8 protein-coding genes are annotated in these 21,868 nt (G+C 68.3%); 4 read left to right on the forward strand and 4 right to left on the reverse strand.

The window, feature by feature from the left end:
- Positions 1-89: 89 nt before the first annotated feature.
- Positions 90-1,991: an MFS transporter gene (locus tag NBY69_RS14720; protein ID WP_374211272.1), complete on the forward strand. Its 1,902-nt coding sequence runs from the start codon at positions 90-92 to the stop codon at positions 1,989-1,991.
- Positions 1,992-2,172: 181 nt separating this feature from the next.
- Here the strand turns inward: NBY69_RS14720 and NBY69_RS14725 are convergent, their stop codons facing one another.
- Positions 2,173-4,257: a restriction endonuclease gene (locus tag NBY69_RS14725; protein ID WP_250301326.1), complete on the reverse strand. Its 2,085-nt coding sequence runs from the start codon at positions 4,255-4,257 to the stop codon at positions 2,173-2,175.
- 320 nt (positions 4,258-4,577) lie between these two features.
- Between NBY69_RS14725 and NBY69_RS14730 the strand changes: the two genes are divergently transcribed.
- The gene (locus tag NBY69_RS14730; RefSeq protein ID WP_250301327.1) at positions 4,578-6,842 is read left to right on the forward strand and encodes a hypothetical protein; all 2,265 of its coding nucleotides are present in this window, start codon (positions 4,578-4,580) and stop codon (positions 6,840-6,842) included.
- Between the two features lie 154 nt (positions 6,843-6,996).
- Entirely contained in the window at positions 6,997-13,026 is a 6,030-nt protein-coding gene (locus NBY69_RS14735; protein WP_250301328.1) for a hypothetical protein, read from the forward strand.
- A 62-nt stretch (positions 13,027-13,088) separates the two neighbouring features.
- Here NBY69_RS14735 and NBY69_RS14740 read toward each other — a convergent pair whose 3' ends face one another.
- Both NBY69_RS14740 and NBY69_RS14745 read right to left on the reverse strand, forming a co-directional pair.
- A complete protein-coding gene (locus NBY69_RS14740) occupies positions 13,089-15,938 on the reverse strand; it encodes a galactosylceramidase (protein WP_250301329.1) in 2,850 nt (949 codons plus the stop codon).
- A 244-nt stretch (positions 15,939-16,182) separates the two neighbouring features.
- Entirely contained in the window at positions 16,183-19,146 is a 2,964-nt protein-coding gene (locus tag NBY69_RS14745) for a putative Ig domain-containing protein (RefSeq protein ID WP_250301330.1), read from the reverse strand.
- Positions 19,147-19,537: 391 nt separating this feature from the next.
- On the opposite strand from NBY69_RS14745, the gene NBY69_RS14750 reads away from it, so the two are divergent.
- The gene (locus NBY69_RS14750; protein ID WP_250301331.1) at positions 19,538-20,719 is read left to right on the forward strand and encodes an ROK family transcriptional regulator; all 1,182 of its coding nucleotides are present in this window, start codon (positions 19,538-19,540) and stop codon (positions 20,717-20,719) included.
- A gap of 321 nt (positions 20,720-21,040) precedes the next feature.
- On the opposite strand, the gene NBY69_RS14755 is transcribed toward NBY69_RS14750, so the two are convergent.
- On the reverse strand, positions 21,041-21,514 hold the full coding sequence (locus NBY69_RS14755; RefSeq protein WP_250301332.1) for a hypothetical protein: 474 nt from the start codon (positions 21,512-21,514) through the stop codon (positions 21,041-21,043).
- Between the last annotated feature and the right edge of the window lie 354 nt (positions 21,515-21,868).

Below are 21,868 nucleotides of genomic sequence, written 5' to 3' on the forward strand. Positions count from 1 at the left end.
GAGGGGGCGTCCCATTTCGTACGTGTTAGCGTCGCTGGGCAACTCTGGGCGCGGGGACTGCGTCCTCCTTCGCAGGAGAGCGAGCCTTGGTGACCACTGCAGAACCGACACGTGAAGAAGACGGGAGCAGCCCCCGCGCCGGGGGCCGGATACGCCTGCCCTCATGGGGCGAGTCGCCGCCCGGATCGCGCCCTTCCGGCCGCATGCCGTGGTCCTGGCTGACCCGCCACCCGGTCGTCACGGTGACCGCCGTGGCGGCGGTCACGCACATCCTCTGGTTCTTCTTCTTCGCCAACAGCGGCGGCGACATCGCGGCGCAGGACGCCTGGGCGGAGTTCGTCGGCCGGCACCCGGCGTCCGCGTACAACCTCGCCTGGTACGGCGGGATGCACCCCGTCTCGTACAGCGTCGTCTCCCCGTACCTGATGTCGGTGCTCGGCGTCCGGTCCACGATGATGATCGCCGGTACGGTCTCGGCCGCGCTGACCACGCTGATCCTGGTCCGCCTCCGCGCGGTCCGCAATCCGCTGCTGTGCGGGCTCGCCGCCGACTTCGCGCTGCTCTGCAACGCCCTGTCGGGGCGGGTGACGTTCGGGCTCGGCACGATGTTCGGGCTGGGCGCGGTGGCGGCGGTGTTCTGCTGGCCGCACCGCTGGCGGACGAAGCGCTGGGCGAAGGCCGCGGTCGCCGCCCCGCTCGCCGGGCTCGCGACGGCGAGCAGCCCGGTGGCCGGTCTGTTCCTGGGCGTGGTGGCCACCGCCCTCTTCCTCAACAAACGGCGCCCCGGCGCGTACGCCCTGGGGCTCGCCCCGGTCGCCGTGGTCGCGCTCTCCGCCTGGCTGTTCCCGTTCTCCGGCACCCAGCCGATGTCGGTGGGCACGGTCTCACTGCCCCTCCTGTACGGGATCCTCGTCCTCCTGCTGGTCCCGAAGAAGTGGCGGACCGTCCGTACGGGCGCGGCCGTCTACTCGGTGGGCGTCGTCCTGACGTGGCTGATCGACTCGCAGATCGGCTCGAACATCTCGCGCCTCCCGATGGTCTTCGCCGGGGTGGTGCTGCTGGCGGCGCTGCCGTACACGGTGCCGCGCTCCCGCAAGTGGTACGCGGTGGTGATCGCGTTCATCGGCCTCAACGTGTGGATCGGCTTCAAGGGCGTCGACGACGTGGTGCGCACCGCGCCCGCCGCTTCCTGGAGCCGCGAACTCGCCCCGCTGGTCAACGAACTCCAGAAGCTGGGCGCGGAGAAGGGCCGGGTCGAGGTGGTCCCGGCCAGCAGCCACCGTGAGGCGTCGGCGCTCTCCCCGTACGTCAACCTGGCCCGCGGCTGGAACCGTCAGGCCGACATGCAGCGCAACCCGCTCTTCTACGACGACACCCTGGACTCTGCCAGCTACCGCGCCTGGCTGAGCCGCTGGGCGGTGCGGTACGTGGTGCTGCCGATGGGCCAGCCGGACTCCACCGGGGCGGGCCAGGAGGAGAAGCTGGTCCAGGACGGGCTGCCGTATCTGAAGCGGCTCTGGGGCGACGAGAACTGGCAGCTGTTCGCGGTCGACCGGCCCACTCCGATGGCCGACCCGCCGGGGACGGTGGAGCGGGCGGCGGAGGGCGAGTTGACGCTCCGGGTGAAGAAGGCGGGCCGGGTGCTGATCCGGATTCCGTACTCGCCGTGGCTGGGGCTGGTGGACGAGCACGGCAAGAGCGTCGAGCCGCCGCAGGAGACCGAGGCTTCCAAGGGCCGGGCGGACGGGGAGCCGAAGGTCTTCTCCAACGTCAACGGCTGTCTGGTGAAGACGGACAAGGACGCGGACGGCGACGAATGGACGGAGCTGCTCGCGCCGAAGCCGGGGGTCTACCACCTGGCTTCCCCCTACCAGCTGCCGCGCGGCACCCCGTGCCCGGACGAGCTGAAGGACACGCTTCCGGCGGGCGGCGCGGTCCCCGGGGGCGATGTGCTCCCGGCGGCGAGCAGCGCGAGCGGTCCGGGCGGCTGAGGTAGCGGCAGGTGATCGCTTGCGGTGTTCGCTGCGGTTGCTGGAGAAGCACGTCGCGCCGGTCGGGGACATCCCTGATCCGGATCACTCCACCATCGGGCGGGTCACTGGCACTTCACCACCCACGACGCACGCATCGAACTCCGCCACCGCTGCCCAAAACATCAGCTGCGATGGTCTGCTAGGACACGTCGATGCCGTACTCCTGGACCAGTTCCTCCAGCCCGCCCCGGTATCCCTTGCCGCCGAGGACGAAGTCCCAGTCCCCGCTGGAGCGGCGGCGGAAGGAGCCGAGCACCAGGGCGGTTTCATCCGGACGGCCGTCGGAGACCTCCAGCCGGTCCAGTTGGGTTCCCGCGGAGTCCAGCAGCCGGATACCGGCCAGGGTGAACCCGGACAGGTCAGCCGTGGGATTTGCCTCAGGATCGACTGCGGCAACGATGACGAGGCGGTCGGCTCGTTCGGGCAGTGCGTCGAAGGACACTCGGATGGCAGCCCTGTCCGGAAGGGCGGGAGGGAGCGCGCGGACCGCGCCGTCGGGTGTCTGGGGGTTGTTGAAGAAGACGAAGTGGTGGTCGTCCAAGACCTGACTGCCGTGGCAGACGAGCGCGCACACGTCCAGGGCGACGCTGCCCGACCAGTACATGCCCAACATGTTGTGGTCGTCCGTGCTCGTGCCGGTGCCGTTGTCCGGCGCTGTCCGTGGGGCCGGTACGGTGCGGTCACCGCTGCCCAGTCGTCCGCCCAGTCCGTGCCGGTGGAGCAGGTCGACCAATTCCGGGCCCGAGACCAGTTCCAGGGGCTTGCCATTGGCGAATGTGTGCGAGCCGGGGCCGAATCCGGACGTCGTGACCAGGACGCCCTTGTTGGCACCGGCGTCCTGCACGGTGCCGTACAGGTCGCGGACAGCTGTCGGGGGCACGGTGTTGCGGTAGCGCTTGACCTGCACGACGATCTTGCCGCCACGAATCGGGGTCGGGTCCAGCGCATCGACGTCCACGCCGCCGTCGTTGGAGCGCTGGGTCGTCACCGCCTGCATCCCCATGGCCCGGAACAGTTCCGCGACCAGGGACTCGAAGGCGATGGGGTCCATCTCGTACAGATCCGGCTCTTCGTCCCCTCCGTGCGTGACGACGTCGTTGCCGATGTCTTCGGGAACCCGGCCGGGCCGCACCGTCGCGCCCTGGTCAGGCCGCGGTGACAGCTGGCCCCGTAACCCGTCCACCAGGCAATCGACAGCGTTCACCTGCTCCAGATGCAGTTCGGCGAAGGTCGAACGTGCCGCCATGACCGTGGCCAGGAACATGTGACCCCGTCTGCCGGTCGCCGGATCGTGGGCGTCGACGAAGCCGTTCAGCGCAATGGATTCCAGGGCGCCGAACTCATCTGCCGCGAAGAGATCATGCAGAACCAGCAGAAGACACTGCGCGAGCACATCCCGGTACAGCGCACGACGCTGTGTCACCGGGCGAGGGGTCTCTTTCTCCTGATCGGCGGTAGGCATGTAGCGCACCGACTTCATCTCCGGGACGACGTCATACCGGGGCAGTTCCCAGTTCAGTACCAACTGGCGTGCACCGGAGTCGTATGCGGCGGACACCTGACGCGGCAGATCCTCCGGCCATGCGGTCGAGGCGTAGAGGGCAGCGGAGAAGTACTCCACAGCGGCCTCGGAATCAGCGTTGCGAAGTCCCGCCGTCATCTCGGAGATGCCGGCGTTGTGCCGACGAATTTCCGCCAGCTGGGCATCGGCCCATTGCTGGTACTGAAGTTGGTAGGCGGCCAACTGCTGCTGACGCTGTACCTCCGCAGCCTGGGCAGCCTGCCAGTCACGCTCGAACCGGGACCGCGCTTCCGCCTGCGCCTGGGTCCGCTGGGACGCCGTCCAGCCGCCCTGCGACTGGTACTGGTTCGGATCAGGCATCCGGATGGGATGAGCGAGCGGGCCCGGGGAAAAGGTCTCGATCTGCTCGGGCCGGGCAAGGGCGCCGGCTCTGAACGCCGGAGCCCGGCATCCCGCCACCAGCAGACCCTGCAACGAGTCGACCCGCGCGTCGAGTTCCTCCGTCCGCCGCCTGGCGTCCGCCTCCCGCTGCTGCCGGTACGCCACCCGCTGCTCACGATGACTGAGTGTCAGTTCTCGCTGGTGGGCACGCTGCTGCCGTTCCTGATCGCGCTGATATCTGGCCTGAGCCTCCCGCTGACGTTGCTGTTGACGTTGCGCCTCGGCCCAGATACCGACCAACCCACTGGAGCGACGACTCATGCTCTACAGGCCCTCCCCCACCAGAGACTTGGCATTCATGTGCCAGTCCTGGCCCCATAACCAGCAGTGATGAGGCGACTCCCGTCGGCAATCCTCGCCTCGCTCGTCCACTTGCCACCGTGCTCCAGGACCACCGCGTCGGCGTGCGGTGAACGCGGAGTCGGCCACGGTGGCCGGATCCCGCGTTGCGAGCCGGTCCGGCCCTTCACTTTCCAGCGGTGTCACGTGAACATGGACAACATATGCGATTAATCAGTGACAGCGGCACTTCCTCCAGAGTTTGGCGGCCCTACCTGGATCCGCCCCTGATCTCTCCCGAGATGATCCAGCCCGGCTCGGGCGCTCCTCCGGGCGCGGCACCGCTGCGGCGCTATCTGAGGGAGCTCGTCGCGCACCGAGCCGCGCCTGTGCATACCGCGGTGGCCTTCAACGCTCTCTATTTCGGGTTCGATACGGAAGCAGGCGGGTACGTCGGAGGGCCGCTGGACATCGGAGACTTTCCGTCCGTCGCTCTCGGCGACCAGGTGGAGGCACTACCGGTTGGCGCCATGATCAATGTGCGCACGGGGGGTGACCTGCTGCCGGCCGAGGTGGTCTACAAGGAAGGAGCTCACCCGGACCTCGACAACGGGGGACATACCCCGGGGTGGTTGTCGGGGGCTCCATCCGGCGCCCGAGGGCCCGGCGTGCGGGCGGTGACGGAGACTCCGAGCCTGCGCGAGCGCCTCGTCTTCGATACGGCCGCATTCGGACAGGGTCTTGCCACGACGGCTGAACGACTCAACAGGCTCAGCCGCCGCGGCACGCTCGACGCGTACGGTCACTTGGTCGTCGACGCCCGGTACGCCGGATCCGAGGGCGATCTCGATGACGCTTCCTACTACGCCCGCTACTTGATGACCCGAGGCCGGGAGCAACTGAACAGCTCTCTGGCGCCGATGCCGCTGAGGTTGATGCTGTCTCCCGACAGCTCCTCGGAGGATCTGGAAGCCGCTCTGATCAGGCTCATGAGCGTGATCCGTCAGACGCTGGCGTCGCTGCCCGAGGTGCGGATCTGGGGTGACTATGCATTCACCCGTGTCTCCATGGCCGCCCGGCTTGCGGATCCGGGGCCGGTGGGGCGGGATGCTCTGGAAGCACTTGCCCAGTCTGTTGTCCGGTCGGCAGCGCCGATCGGACGCCGTCGTTCGGACCACCGCAAGAAGACCGTCTACACCGCTCTCGGCCCGGTCCTGCGCACGTTGCCCGGGGCTTCGGGACTCCTCAGGACCACGGCCTATCCGCTTGCCATCAGCCAGGCCAACGTCCTGTTGGCCGATCTCCTCCGCGGGGAGGCGGACGAGGAGACGGGACTTCTCCCCAACGGCGTCCGGCTGTCCCTGGACGACTGCTGGCAGGGCGGCGGGGTGTGGCGTTCCGAGTACGCGGCAGAGGGAGGCCCGGCTGCGACGCCCGCGGTGTCACCGTACGATCCGGCTGGGCGTGGCTGGGCCGAGAGCCAACCGCCTGTTCCGCCGACTCCACAGCCCGGGGGTTCGGGCTCACCGGCCGACGCGAGCGCGGGGAGTGCGGAGCCTGCTGCTGGTGAGGGAGGCTGGCCCGACGACCGGCGGCTCGGAGAGCCAGTCCGTACGGCCGACAGGCCGGACCGGATCGAGTGGACGCAGCCCCTACGGGCTCGGCACGTGTCGGAAGGATTCCTGCCCCTTCCGGAAGACGTCCTGGCCGGTCTCACACGCCCCGGGACGGCCGCGGGTGTGCCGGACGAGTTCGTGCAGATCTCGGTGAGACATGACGGGCACATACTGCCGTCCTCCTTGTCTGACCAGAACGCCCGGTTCGACAGCGAGTGCGGGCTCGCGGAGGTGCTGTGGCCGCCCGGGTTCTTCCCCGGGATCCTGCTCTCTCTGACGTGGTGCCGCGGCAGCCGGGAAATACAGGTCCGAACCGTACGGCTGCCTCGTCCACAGACCATCGACGGGCAGCCGGTCGGGCACCGTTACGACAAGCGGGTGTATACGCGTGACGGAGCGGGGGGAGTACACCCGCACTTGACCGGCAGCGGCACCGAGGTCGAGTTGCTTGTCATGACCGCTGTTCGACGACTCGGCCTGCTCGACGTCTACGGTCGTGCACTGCTCGCCCGCGACCGGTTGCACTCCGCTGTACGACTCGTCATGACGGATGTACTGGTGCACCCCGGGCCGCCGCGTGTGGAGTCTGCCCTCGGACGGCTCCTTGCCGCCGGCCGTCTCACGGCTCTTCGTGGCAGTCGCAGTGTCGACGGCCTTCCCCACTATCCGTCGAAGCCAGGTGAGTCGGCACTGGAACTGGTCTGCTACAGCCCACTGGTGGTGGAGGAGAGGCCGCGTGGGGCAGGTCCGGATGAGCCGTCCGGCCAGGGCCGCTCGGTCAATGTTCATCATGTTCCTGGTTTTCTTCGCTTTATCGGCCATTTGGGGTACGAAGCGAGCGAAGAACAACGACGCTTGTTCCGACAGGACTTCCGGGCTTTCGGGCTGGCGGGAACACCTGAGCTGCCTCCCGGCTACACCTATGTGCGTCCGCACCAACGGGGTTCCTGAGATGCGGTCTCGACGGTCCACCCGCTCGCACCGAGACGTACGTGTCCCAGCGCAGGTGTAGAAGCATCGGCACCGCCTACTTGCAGGAGATTGTGTGACGTCACCTCGTCGCCGGAGTGCGCCGCTGTGTGAAGAATCAGAGACACCCTTCACCGTGGCCGAAGCATCGACGGCCACTTTGGAACCCGCCCTCACCGATGCACTGAACGCACAGTCGGAGGCGCTCAATCTGGTGCCCTCGCCGGTCGGCTCGGCTGTACGACTGCTTGAGCAGGCGGATGTGGAACACGCCCTCAATTCGATGCCGGTCCAGTGGCGCCGCCACCTGCTGGGTGCCCTGCGGATCCCTGTGGTGGGGACACGGGTCAGCCCCGCTCTGTGCCGCGACGTTCTGGCCCGGATGAAGCGAGATCCGGACTCGTCGAAGGCACGTCACGCGTCCGCTCACCTCACCCAGCCCCTCTTGAACGACCTGCTGATGGCCGGAGTCTCGTCGGATTCCCTCACCCGACGGTGGAGCCCGGCGCTGCTCCGGCTCGCCGTGTGGTCCTTGTTGCAGGTCAGTACCGAGGACGCGCCGCTGTGGCTGTGGGCGTTGGACCAGCCGTGGACGACCGACACGTTCCCACCGGAGGCGATTGCCGTCGTACGAGAAGCGACCGAGCGACTGGTGGAGCTCCTTCCGAGCCCGGGGGAGGCCTGCGAGCTGGAGCCTGCACCCATGGAAGCGGAAGGCCGATCGGCCGTACCACCAGCGGTAGTTGTGGCCGACCAGCAGGAGCAGGAGCAGGAGCAGGAGCAGGAGGTGGCACCGGGAGCCGAGACACTCACCGCAGGACTCGACCGCGTCGAACAGGCGCTCGGAGAAGCGGTCGAGCCGGTGCGGAGGATCGCCAAAGCCGTTTCCGAGCAGGCCAGACCCGATGATGCGGACATGGCTCGGCTGATCGAGCTCACGGCCGCCTTCGACGAGACGCTGGCTCGGCTCCGCAGGCACGGAGAAGCGCCAATCCGCACGGATCTGCTGAGCCTGCGGGAACGAACGACCGCTGTGATCACGATGCTGGACATCGGACAGCTCCGGGTCTCCCTGGAACGAGTGGACCGTCTGGTCAGGACACCGGACACCACCCTGCCGGTGGAAACACTGACCGAGGCACAGGGTCGCGCGCAGGCGCTGCGTTCGCGGGAGGTCTGGGGCGACCAGGACCGGGCTGATGCCGAAGCGCTCGACATACTCCTCACCATGGTGGACCTGGCGCAGGGCAGCCATGACAGGCCTGCGGAGATGTTGGAACTGCTCAGGAAGATGTCGGCCAAGGCGCCGGCTCCGGGCCTGGTGATGCTGGCTGCGCAGCACGCCGGGCTCGCTCTGGCACCGTACGGCGTCACGGAAGATTCCGAGTACGAGAGGGATTCGGCAAGTCCGGAAACGCCAGTGGCCGTCGTCCCCGCAGATCCGCCGGCCGTTCACCACGGGGCGTCGACGCCCGTCATGGGCAGGACCATGGTGGTACCGATGCCTGCGGGCCCGGCTGTACATGCCACCGCACCGGCCGCGGCGTCCGTCGACGCCCCGCAGCCGGAGCGGCCTGTGCAGCCAAGTGCCTTCAGAACTGCGCCGATTCCGCCTCAGCCCTCCGGCGAGGCCGAAGCCGCGCCGAACGCAGGGGTTGTCGGCAGCCGGACCGTTGACGTCGCACCGGTCGAAGAAGTACCGACGCGGGACGTCTTCTCCCTCGGCACGCCCTCGACAGCATTGCTCGCCCCGTTGATCGAGGCACAACGCTACGGAGCGGCTGCGGCACTTGCCCACCAGAACGGCGAGCCGGGTTTCCGTGTCTCCGCTCTGCGGATTTCCGCGTACGCCCACGCGATGCGGTCGGCCAGTGGCGAGTGTGCGTCCCGGGTCCGGGCGGAACTTCTTGAGACGGCCGTCGAGGAGCTCGTCGACAGCAAGCCCGATGCGGCCCTCGTCACCGCAGCGTTGCTCCGCATCGTCCTGGTCACAGGGGACCCCGAGGCCAGTGCTCCGCTGGAGCAGGTCGCCTCCGCGTTGCCGCCGAGTCTCGTGTCCATCGCGGGTGAGGTTTCCAAGCGCGCCCTGCAGTCGATGCTTCTCCATTCGCCGCCGCTGGCCCTGGCCCGGGGCGCAGCCGAGTTGGAGAAGACCATGCAGGAGGCCCGCGAGGAGTGCAGGCAGGGTCTCGATCACATCCCCAGGCTTCGGTTCAACCGTGCCACCGAGATCACCCGGCTCTGGCTCGCCCCGGCAGGACTCATCGGTGTCCTGCTCAGCAGCGCCGCGGCGGACGACAGAACTGCTGTCGACAAGGTCGCGGAGCGCGTACGGGAGTTGAGTGTCGACTCCAACCTCCAGGCCGAACTCGACGAGATCGACCGCCGTCTGATGAAGTCCAGCAGAAGCCGTCTGGAGGGTCCCGTACGGCAGAGTCTGCTGCGGCTCATGAACGACCGGCTTCGGACGGTCGAGAACTGGGTTGCCGCCGCCCGCGCACTCAACGCAGGTGCGGCCAACTGGAGTGTGGACCAGGTTCAGGAGATGCGGGTCAACGTTCTGGCGCTGCAGGACAGCGTGCTCGGCGATCTCGAAGAGCAGGACTTCGCTCAGGATCAGTACGCTGCGATGGCCATGAAGGCCGCGGTGGAATCCCTGCACCTGACTTTCCAGCTACTCGCAGGTGATGCCCGTCTTCATCCGGCGGAACCACCCGCTGAAATCGTCCTGGGCGCGGACCTGCTGAAGCTGACAGACGTCCGCGTGGACGACGCGACCGGCCAGATCGTCCCGCCGCGGCTGACCATCGAGGACATCGCTGTCGCGGCGGACACGACGTGGGGGGAGGCCGTCCACGGCCATGCGGTGGCTGAGCGCTTCGACATCACCACCCACTTGTTTGAACTCTCCGAGCGTGGACACCTGCCCGGTCCTGGTGGCGGAGGTGAACTGATCCCCGCAAGACTTCATATGACGGTGTCTCAGATGGCCAAGCGCACCGTGGCGGAGCTCGAAGACAAGCGGAGAATCCTTGAGGACACACTGCGTCGGACACGGGTCAACGGTGTTTTCAGGGAGGAGGAGGAGCGCGATTTCGAGCACCGGCTCCAAGCCTGTGCACTGACTACGACAGCCGATCTCGCCCTCGCACGGCGGCGGCTGAACGGGATGTCCGAGGAACTCGAACGGGCCCACGCGACGGCCACTGCCAAACTGCGGGCCCGTCTCGTGGAGATTCCCGATCTCAAGCCCGAGAACGTGGCCCGGGTCACCCCCCTGCTGGACGACGGGGATCTGCTGACCGCCGAGGAGCTCATCTCGCATCTCTCCAACGGCGAGAGCATCCCCGACACCCGTCAGGCGAGCCATCCGCTCGATGCGTTCTTTCCCGCAGTGCCCGAAGCCCTGCCCAACGGAATCACCGAGGAATTCGTACAGGCGGTGCGGGACCGTCGGCGCTTCCGGGATCTCGACGTCCTCGACTTCTCCACCATGTCGGCGGAGTTCACGGAGCAGGCTGCCCAAGGCCTCTCCGGATGGCGCGAGATGGCGTCCCGTCGAGGCTCGCGACGCCTGGAGGGACTGAGCGAGGAGAACCTGCTCATGCCGGCGCTGCACCTCATCGGCTACCGCAGCCTGCGCAAGCCGCAGCGGGACCGACAGCGAAGCACCACCGCGGAGCACCGATTCCTCGATGTGAACGAGGTGCGGTACACGGGCGAGGCGCTCGTGCCGGCGTTCGGCTCGGGCCTGCGGGGCAGGCTCCGGGTGATGCTGGCATGGGGGCAGCCGACAGCCGGGGCCCTGATGGCCCGAGTACAGCAGGACCCCAGCCAGGACAGCCTGTTGGTGGCCTATTTCGGCACACTCTCCGCGGAGGACCGGACGGCGTTGGCGGTGCTGAGCGTCGGCAGACGCCCGATGCTCGTACTCGACGATGCCGCGCTGGCCTATCTTGCCGCGCGGGGGAATCAGCTGCTCGATCCCGCGATGCGCGTACTGCTGCCGTTCTCGGCGGTCAATCCGTACGTCAGCGAGAAGCGCGGGCGGGTGGCGGAGGAGATGTTCTTCGGCCGCCTCGAAGAACTGGGATCCGTACAGAACCCCGCCGGTAACCAGGTGGTGTTCGGCGGTCGGGGTCTGGGCAAGTCCGCCCTCCTCAAGGAGGCGGGCAGGAAGTTCACCGCGCAGGCTCCGATGTCGCACATCAGCCTCGCGCTGAGCCTCGACTCCACGTACAACGGTACGAGCGCCCAGCCGTCCACCGTGTGGAACATCATCGGGCGTCGGCTGCTGGAGGAAGACGCTCTGCCCTTGCCCAAGAGGGTCCGAGCCGACACGACACTGACGTACGACAACGTACTGACCGGCATCCGGGCTTGGCTGAAGGCGGACACCAGCCGGCGGATGCTCATCATGCTCGACGAGGCCGACGGCTTCTTCGAATCGGATTCGCCGAGATTCACCGAGACCAGGCGTCTGCGTGACCTCAGTGCGGAGACGAATGACGGGGTGAAGATCGTTTTCGCGGGTCTGCACTCGGTACAGCGTTACGCCACACTCGCGGTGAACAATCCGTTCAGCCACCTTTCCCAGCATCCGACTGTCATCGGCCCGCTTCAGCCGCAGGACGCAGCCAATCTGCTTCTCAAGCCGCTGGCAGCCCTGGGCTACCGGTTCTCCGAGCCGTCCCTGGTGCACCGGATCCTCGGGCACTGCTCGTACCAACCGTTCCTCCTGCAGATGTTTGCGCACCGGCTCGTGCAGGTGATGCACGGACGGAGGACGGAAGAGAGTTCCGGGCCGCTGTATTCCATTGCCCGGGCGGATGTGGAACGGGTCCAGTCGGACCGGAATCTTCGAAGGAGCATCACCGCCGCGTTTCACGACACGCTGAGGCTCGACTCGCGTTACAACATGATCGCCAATGTGGTCGCACACCATGCGCACCATCACGGCATCGACGCCAGGATGACCCACGCGGAGCTGCGCGACGAGTGCACCTACTGGTGGGCCGAGGGCTTCCGGGACCTGGATCCCGACCAGTTCCGCGCCTATCTCACCGAGATGGAAGGGCTCGGCGTGCTCGCACCGGACCCTGACCAGCGGGGCTGGCATCTGCGAAGCGCCAATGCTCTGAGCATGATCGGCACGCTGGAGGAGGTGGATGCCCAGTTGCAGAACACCTCCAGCAGAGAGCTGACCGAGCGGCTGACAGCTATGGAGACGCGGCACCAGTCACGCGACTCGCACTCCCACTGCCCGCTCACCGCCGCGCAGATCGCGGACATCCTGCCCGGCCGACAGGTCTCGGGCACCGAGAAGGGGCGCCGCAACCTGGCACGTGTGGTGATCGGTTCTCCCGCCACCGGGATCAATCGGGTCAGCTCGGCGCTGCGTGAGATCGCGGAGAGTACGGGCTGGAAAATGCCCCACGTCAACAGGAGAGCCGACTTCGAACGGGAGCTGGTGAGCGGCGAGGCAGGAACGAGTCGGCTCGTCGTCTCCGATCTGACCGTCAAGTCGCCCGGCGAACAATCCTGCCTGGAATCGCCGGACCTCGCTGTGACCAGGCTTCCCGAAGGCCCGGGCGTCACCCGCTCTGCCGTGGTCGTGGCCGGACTGGGACAGATGTCCTTGTGGACGACCCTGCTGTCGGGCGAGGGTGCACGTGAGGCCGACGTCGTTCCCCTCAGGCGCTTCACACGGCACGGGCTGCGCACATGGGCCCTGGACCAGGGTGCCTTCACCTCGGAAGCCGCGCTTGAACGTCTGGGGACAACCACGGGCGGCTGGCCGCTTCTTGTGGATCGCCTCGCCGAGGAGATGGCTCGCAGGCGTCTCGAGAGTGCCGCGTTGCGAGTGGTCAGTGAGCGGCTGGAGAGTGACGAGGGCGCGAGCGAGTTCTTGAGCCAGGTAGGCCTTGTGCCGCAAACGCTGCTGTGGTCGGCGTTTGCGGTGATTCTGGAACTCATGCCGGAGGAGGGGCTGGCTTCGGAGGACCTCGAAGCCGCGGTGGAGACCGGGATCTCCGGTATGGGACTGACCGCTGGAGAGGCAGTCCGGGCCCTGCGGGCTCTGCAGGTCTTCGACGTCACTGCGGACGGCTTGCACCACCCCGAAGCCGTCGTGTTCGACTGCTGGAGTCGCGTTTCACCGGTCTGATGACGTAAACGCGCCGGTTCCAGGCTTTCGGCCCGGAACCGGCGCGGCCTTCGTTCAGCCCGCTACGAGACGGTGAGATGAACCGGGGCGGTGGCCTCCGACAGCAGGCCGGTCACCGGATCGGTGCCGACCGCGGTGAGTACCGTCCGGCCGGACCGGACGTGCGTGTCGCAGTGCCAGTTGCCGTTCCGGTCGGTGGGGAGGTTCACGCAGGCCGGTGCGCCGGACAGCGAGACGGTGATCAGTTCGCCCGCGGTGGCGGTGCCCTCGATCCGCACCTGGCCGGGGTGGACCGTGGCCCGGTCCGCCGGCCTGGTGACCGTCGGTGTCGGGGCCGGCTTGCCGGGCCTGCTCACCAGGGCTCCGGCGATGGAGGCCCAGGTGCCTTGGGACGCGGGGTTCTTCGTGCCGGTGACGGTCACCGTCAGCGTGTGCTGCTTGTCCGGGTCGAGACCGGTGCGGGTGAACACCGAGGTCGGCGTCGGGCTGCCGCTGTCGCGGTAGAGGTCGACCGCGGTGGGGGTGCCACCGTCCAGCGATACGTCCACGATGCCCTGGTTGCTGTAGGTCAGGGACTGAAGGGTGACGTTGTCCCCCTGGAAGGCCAGCTCCGCGTGGTCACCGGTGGTGTTGTTCCAGGTGTTTCCGCTGCCGGACTGCCAGGTGCCGCTGTACTGCCACTGGTTCGTCGCGCTGCCCGTGGTGTCGTAACCGATGTTCGTCACCACTCCGGGGGCGTGCGCGCCTTCCGGCAGTGACACCGGGACGGCAAGGTCGGTCAGGGTGCTGACCTTGAGGTTGTCGTACTGGTCGCCGCCCGAGTAGCCGTCGGCGACGAGGCCGACCTTGCCCGCGGACAGGGTGGTGTCGGTGACCGAGCCGACCCTGGTGCCGTCGACCGACGCGATGATCAGCGATCCGTCGAAGGTGAGCGCCAGGTTGTGCCAGGTGTTCAGCCCGGCGGCCGAGGGCAGGGTTCCACCGGCGAGGGACTTCGGGATGTTCCCGGAGCCGTTCGCCAGGTTGATCGACCAGGCACCGGCGTCGCTGAGGGTGAGCGAGTAGGAGTTCACCTTCGACGGGTCGCCGGTCTGGGCGCCGAGGTTGCTCTGGCGGCCCAGGATCCCGACGGAGCCCGGCTTGGCGTTCCGTACGTCGGCGGACACCTGGTAGTTGCTCCAGGCTTTGCCGCCGCCCGTCGTGTACGGGTAGAACGACTCGTGGCTGCCCCACTCCAACGGCCGTACCGGGGTGTCGAGTTGGACGCACTTGCCGTGACGGCCCGCGCACGGCTGGACGCTGAACGCGCCCTCCATGTTGGCCAGGAAGCGGGCCTGCTGGCCCTGGGCGCCCTTGTCGAACGAGTCGGCGTACGGCAGCGGGAGCGGCTTGCTCGAAGGCGAGGCGGCGTTCCCCTTGTGCTGCCCGGTCGTGGTGGTGAACGAGTAGATGGAGTCGGGCTTCAGGGTCATCGTGACCGTGCCGTGCGCGTCGGGCACCAGCGTCCGGTCCTGTACGAACCACTGCGAACGGTCACCGGACACCAGGTCGGTGCTCCAGACGTGCACGGGCCGGGTGGACAGGCCGCCGCTGACCGTGAGCGAGACCTTCTGCGGACCGGTGGCCCGGGTCGTCTCGACGACGGAACTCCAGTTCTGGTGGTCGGGCGACTTGAGGGTCACATAACTGCCGACCTGGTCGGAGGTCTCGCCTCCCAGATAGCCGCTCCCGCCGTCCAGGTACTGCCATCCCGGCTGCGCGAACTGCGTCGTGTGCGCGGTCACCCAGGTCGACATCCCGACGTCGTACCGGCCCGACCAGGGTTCGTTGGCCAGGACGAGGCCCTGGTCGGCGTAGGCCACGTCCGAGTAGGCCGAGGCGACGACGGGCCAGTTGACGCTCGCGGTCATCCGGCCGTCGACGTAGTCGATGTTGTTGGCGCGCGCCATCGGCAGGCCGCCGGCGCTGTACTGCATCGAGCCCTGCTCGCTGGCCCACAACGGTGTCTTCAGCGCCTGGGTGTCCGCCGAGGTACGGCAGTCCGTCTCCACGTTCGGGTAATCGGAGACCGGCGTGGGGCCGTTCCACCCGCAGGGGTAGTGCTCGCCGATGACGGAGACGGCCTTGGCGAACTCCGCGTCCTGGGCCATGGAGCCACCGACCTCGGAGAACGAGTCCACCTGATCGGCGGCCACCAGCTTGACGGCTCCGAACCCGTGCTCGTCCAGAGCGGCCCGCAGGTCCTTCCACCAGGCCGTGGTCCAGCCGCCGCGCTCGTTCCAGCCGCCCAGGTAGGAGATGGTGAGACCCTGTTCCTTGGCGCAGCCCAGCCAGTCGAGCAGGAACTGGATGCCGTTCTGCGAGTACATGCTCGAACCGACCCAGCCCGGCGCCGACCAGGTCAGCCCGCTGAGCGTGAGGTGGGGGTTGCGCTTCACCGCCTGGTGGGCGAGCCAGAACTCGTACCCCACCTTGCAGTTGATCACCCCGCGGGTCTCTTCGATGGTCTGCTCCGCGCCGGACGTGGTGTTCCCGTCCCCGCCGGTCTCCAGCTTCAGCATCTGCAGGTTCGCGCCGTAGCCGGGCTTGAAGAGGTAGTCGAGGACGGCGTCGCGCTGCGCGGGCGGGTAGTCGGTCAGCAGTCGGCTGTTGCCGCCGCCGCCGCTGATCGCGCCGATCCCGTCGAAGGTCCGGCCGGTGTCCTGACCGTTTACCGCGATCGAGGTGTCCGGTATGGCGGTTGCGGTTGTAGCTGCGGCTGTGGCTGCGTCCGCTCGGGCCGGGGCCAGCAGGACCGCCGCGGCGGCCATGAGCATGGCCAGAACAGCGGTGATCGCGACGAAACGATCCCCGCCGCTCGCCCATCGCCTCTGTCGGTAGGTGTCCCTGTATGTATCCCTGTACGTGTCCATGGGGCTGTCTCCTGGAGGACGACGTGTTCATCGGGTGGATGACGAAAGCTGTGGAATCCCGTCCGGAAGCCGGCCGGAACCTGTCCGGCCGGTCCGTGCCGGGCCCGGAGGCCCGAACGACCGGGGCCCGAAGGCCCGGCACGGACCGGACCCGGCCGGCCGGACAGTTCTGCGTTCCTGTTGTTCCTGTTGTTTCTGTTGCTCCTGTGTTCCTGGGTTTCTACGCCCTTACGCCCCTACGCCCCTACGCCACGGTCAGCGCGAAGACGTGGATCTTCGGACTGGCCGGGAGCTCGACGGTCGCGATGGTTTTCCCGGAGTCGAGGGGGATCTCGTTGCGGAACACCCGGTAGGCGCCACTGGTGTTGGCGTATCCGCCGGGTGTGTTGCGTCCCTGGGTGGAGACGGCCAGCGTGGAGCCGAACTCGGTCGGGCTGGAGTCCGCCCAGTTCGGGAACCCGACGGACGCGGTGCTGGTGGTGCCGTCGGTGTAGGCGACCGTGACGTGGTCGGTCACGTCACCGGCCTCGGACCCGAGGAAGGCGAGCGTGCTGCCGCCCCGGCCGGAGCCCTGGATCACCGCAGAACTGCCGACGACATTGTCGGGCGTGCCCGCGGCAGCCTTCGGCCAGGCGAACGCCGTGCCCTTCACCGTCACGGTGGAGCCGGGGGTGACGTCGGCCGCGGCGAGCTGTTCGGCGGAGAAGCTGTTGCCGGCTCCGTCGAAGTTGCCGGGCGTGACATCGGTCTGCGAGGTGATTCCCACGTTGTCGAACGCCGATGTCAGGCTCAGCGTCCCGGTGGTGGGCTTCGGGTTCCCCTTGTGGATGGTGAAGGTCTGCCGTGCGTCCGGCGTCCCGGGAGCGCCGGTGCCGGTGAGGGTGAACGTGGAGGTGGCGCCGGTGGCCGGGATACCCGTGATGCCCCCGGTGTCGGCGTTGAGCCGCAGACCGGCGGGCAGGGCGCCCGCGGTGACGCGGTAGCGGATGATCGAGGGGACGTTCGCGGCAGGCCGTGCCTCGTACAGCTTTCCGGCCGTCATGCCTGGCAGGCCGGTGTCCCGGAAGCCCGGCTTCGGGACGGTGACCGTCCGCGGCGCGCCGATGTCCTTGCCGGAGGCGTCGCGCTGCTGAAGCGACCAGGACGAGCCGGGCGTGATGACGCTCAGGTGCCAGTGCGTGGACTGGTCGCGGAACTGCGCGCGCTGTCCGTCGGTGAACGCGCCGAGGTTACGGGCCGTCTCCCACTGCTTGACGGAGTCCAGCAGCGCCGACGTGTTCTGCCCGCCACCGGTCAGGCTGGACACGGAGGTCTCGAACCCGGCACCGGCGTTCAGACCGGCGCCCCGCGCGAGCGTGTCCTCGACGTTCGGCAGACCGGTGTTTCCCGGCAGCGCGATCCAGCCGAGCATCCCGGGCAGGTAATTGGCCTGGTAGTAGGCGTTGTTGATGAGTACCTGGCTCATGCTGGTCGAGCCGACCTCGCCCCAGCTCGCCCGGGACAGCCCGTCCCAGATGTTCGAACCCATCCGGCTGGTCTCGGAGATGAAGCCGTCCTTGGCCTTCAGCTGCGCGTACGCCCCGTTCACCATGCGAGCCATGCCGTACTGGCCCCAGCCGGCGTCCGAGGCGGACTCCAGCCCGTCGAACGAGGTCGCGGTGATGCCGGTGGTGTTCCAGATGTCGGCGAAGCGGGTGGCGACGGAGTTGATGATGTTCAGGTTGCCGTAGGCACCGCCGTAGCCGTTCATCTGCACCCGGGCAACGGTGTCACCGGCGGCGTGGGAGGCCGCCGCCGACGACCACTGCCCGCGGGCCAGTCCGGTCACCTGGCACTCGCCGTCGACCGTGCTGGAACCGGTGTAGGTCAGGAACTCCTTGCCGATCAGCAGTCGGCTGCCCTGCAGTCCGGCGGCCAGCGGGGCGCAGCTCGCCAGGGAGAGCGAGGTGTCGCCGGCTGCCAGCGGCCGGGTCAGCGTGGTGCTCTGCCCGAGTGCGAGATCGGGGCTGGCGGTGGGGCTGACGTAGGAGTCGTTCGTGTCGATGAAGTTCGACAGGGTGTGGGCGCCGACCGCGACCCCGTTGGAGCTGGACGTCTTCACCAGACCGGTCGCGGCGGCGTCGTTGCTGCCGAAGCTGGAATTGAACTGGTAGTGCCCGGCCGACTGCCAGGGACCGTCGGCCCCGGGCAGCGAGTAGACCGTGTCGATGCCTGCGGCCTTGGCGAACTTGTCGGCCGCATCGACGTTGCCGGTGTTGAGGTCCGACAGGACGAGGATGGACTTGGAGGTCGCCTGCGCCGTCTTCTGCCACTGCCCGTCGATCGTCGGGTACGGCAGGTTCTGGCCCTTGGCGATCGTCGACAGCACGGTCGGCGCGAGATCCGGCGTGGTGCCGTACAGCGCGACCTCCGACCCGACGATTCCGCCGCCGCTGGGCAGCGGCCCGACCGGGATCCGGTAGCCGGAATCGTTCATTCGCAGGCGCTGCTTGGTGTAGTCGAAGGTGAAGGCGCGCAGCAGGTTGCCCCAGGAGGTGTGGCCGCCGGTGCTCCACTGCTCCAGCGGCGCCACCTGCAGATCGGAGGGGTTGTTCGACACCTCGCTCTCCCAGCCCATGCTGGTGTCCTCGCGGGGCCAGCCGCCCTCGGTGCGGTCGTTGAGGACCTTCATCCCCGCCGTGAAGCCGCTGTTGCCGGCGACGCCGGCCGACTCCCCGAGCGTGTCGGTGAGCGTGGTGGCCAACGGGCCCCACAACAGGGTCTGCACATCGGCGCCTTGCGGCGCCTTGACCTTGGTGACGGTGAGCGTCGTGTACGTCGTCCGGTCGAGCACCGCCACATCGATCTCGGTTCCGGCGGCGGAGTTCCTGAACACCAGCTTGTCACCGGCCCGCTTCAGCGAGGTCGGCCTCACCTGCTTCCCGCCGACCACCAGACTGACCAGGGGAGCCGTACCGTGCCCTGCCACCAGGTAGTTCCGGCCGTTGCGGGAGTCGACCAGACTCGTGACCGCTCCGGTGTCGTCCATTCCCACGCGCAAGTACCCGGCGTTCACCAGGACATCGCCGGAATGGTTCGATCCGGTCGCGGCCGACGCGCTCTCCGCACCTATCGCTACCGGTCCGGCGGTCAGCATGCCGGTGACCGCGATCGTGGCGGTCAGACGTGCGGTGAGTTTCCGTCTCGGGTTCATTCGTTTCAGGTTCATGCGTGATGCGTCCTTCCACGGACGAGGATGTGCACTTCACGGTGGTGGTGCGATGACGCGATGACGCGGTGGTGCGGTGGCACCGGTGGGACGACACACCCGTCGCTCTCGTGAACCCGACCCCTCTCCTCCCGGAGCGCATCGCAACGGGTGCCTCACGTGACCCGCCGGAGCAGTCGGGGACCGGCGGACGCCTCTCAGGACCCGGCCTCCCCTCCGTCCTTGATTAGATAACAAGACTTCTTTAACATTTGGAGAAGATAGTGCCCCGCTTCGACCGGCTGTCAAGAGGGGAACCAGAACGATCACCTCCGAATCCCACTCCCACTGCGAATCCCACTCCGACTCCGACTCCGACTCTCACCCCGACTCCCGAACCCCGAATCGAGCGATGGGCCAGATGCAAATCACGGGCGGGGGCCCGTCCGCGCTGCGCAGGCGGAACTTGGCGACGATGCTCCACCAGGTGCACGAGCAGGGAGCCCGGACGGTCACCGAACTCGCCCGGTCCACCGGCCTGTCCCGGCCGACCTGCGAGGAGGGGGTGGCCGAGCTGGTGGCCCAGGGCTGGGCCGCCGAGACGGCGCCACCGGACCCGACCGCCGCGCGCCAGCCGGGACGGCCGGCCAAGCGGTACGAGTTCAACGCCGACGCGGGCCGGGTCCTGGGTGTGGACGTCGGCGCCCACAAGATCCTCGCGACGGTGGCGGACCTGCGAGGCACCGTGACCGCGGTCCGGCGTACCGACGTCGATCCAGCCCTCCCCGCCGCCGAGCGACTGGCGGCGATGGGCGACGCCGTCACCGCGTGCCTGGCCGCCGAACGCGCCCCCGGCCGCAGCCCGTTGCTCGCCGCCGTGATCGCCTCCCCCGGGGTCATCGACGCCGAGGGCCGGGTCGTCCTGTCCAACCCGCTGCCGGAGTTGACGGGGCTGAACCTGGTGGACGAACTCGCCCGGGTCCTGGGGCCCGGCAGGGTCGACGGCCCGATCCGAGCCGAGAACGACATGCGCCTGGCCGCTCTCGCCGAACAGTGGCGGGGCGTCGCGGTCGGCGTCCCCGACCTCGTGTACATCCACGCCGGCCACCGCCTGGGTGCGGCTGTCCTGATCGACGGCAAGCCCTATCGCGGCCACCGGGGCGCGGCCGGGGAGATCGGCACCCTCGGCCTCCTGGACTGGGCGAACAGCTACCGCCGACTGCTGTCCTACGCCCCCGACAGCACGACGATCGACGCGACGCTGCGGGTCTTCACCGACCTGCGCGAGGGCAACACCCTGGCCCGCGAATTCGTCGACCGCTTCGCCCGCGACATGGCCACCGGGGTCGCTGTCATGTCGATGACCATCGACCCGACGCTGGTCGTCGTCGGCGGCGGCATCTCCCTGGCCGGCGACGCCATCATCGAACCGGTCCGCCGGCACCTGGTCGACCTGTGCCTGTTCCCACCGGACATCGAAGCCTCGAACCTCGGCGACGAGTCCGTCGCGCTCGGCGCCGTACGCTTCGGCCTCCAGCAGGTGGAGGCCCGCCTGTTCGGGGCAGCTCCTTCGTTTCCCCGGGAGGCCGTCTGACGCAAGGGAATTGCCCTTGATGTGACGGCCACGTGCGACGGAACGGAACCGCTACCGACCTGCCCGGCCTCAGCCGGTTCGTCCAACGCCTCGAACGCGACCGTGACGCCGTTGTCGCGGGCCCGACCCTGCCCTGGAACTCCGGCATCATGGAAGGCCATGCCAGCCGTATCAATGTGCTCAACCGCCCAGATGGTCGGCCGCGCAGGCATCGAACTCCTCCCCGAACGCGCCCTGTTGGCGTGATTGAGCGTCACCTCACCATACGAACCGGACCGACTCCGAAGATCAATGACAAGCCACGCAGCATGAGTCGGCGCGTCACTGCTCATCCAGGGGTGCCTGCCGGGCAAGGAACACCTCGAACGCCGCCTTCTGCTTCGGATCCATGAAGCCTTGACGGACATCGCGGGCCTTCTCCTGGAGCCAGTGCGCCTCGCCGGGGTCCAGGAGCTCGGCGACCACCACGCCTTGGCGAGCAACCGCTGTGCGCCCTCCTACGCGACGGCGGAAGAGCGTGAACGCGCCGTATTCCGCTGGGTGGGCCAGCTCCGGCTCCTCCGCTCCGGCCCGGTTCCTGTCCCCGGCGCCACGCATCGGGTAGGCGGTGGGGGCCCAGTGCTCCCAGAGCGCCAGGGTGGCTGCGGGCACCAGCACCGCGCGTTCCGCCTCTTCACCCCCCTCCCATATGAACGTGACAGCGACGGGCTCGCCGACCGCCTCGGCCAACCCGAGCACCCTCTCCACCTCGTCGTTGACCGGGTAGTCCACCACTGCATTGATCTGAATTCCCATGGCGCCTGAGGCTACTGGCCGCCTCTGACATGCCAGGCCCACAACTCCTGCTCGCGCCTCGTCGACCACGGTGCACCGGGTGGACCGTCCAGGACCGGCGCGGTCCTGCTCGTGAGGGCTCGTACTTCACCGTCCGCTCACGCATCGCTCCCTTGCGAGAACGTTGAACCCCCTGCCGGGCTGTGGCCTTGCCGCGCTGTCGCCCTGGGGGCGGGCGGGTGTCGTCGCGTAGGTGCGGAACATGGCGGGCAGGTAGCCGGGGGCGTCGATCCGGCCGCGCCCGGCACCGAATTCCTTCGGGCCGTGCCCACCTCCGGCCACGGTGCTGAGCTGGTGCGTGCAAGGACCTGCCGT

The sequence above is a fragment of the Streptomyces sp. A 4/2 genome (assembly GCF_940670765.1).
Lineage (GTDB): Bacteria > Actinomycetota > Actinomycetes > Streptomycetales > Streptomycetaceae > Streptomyces.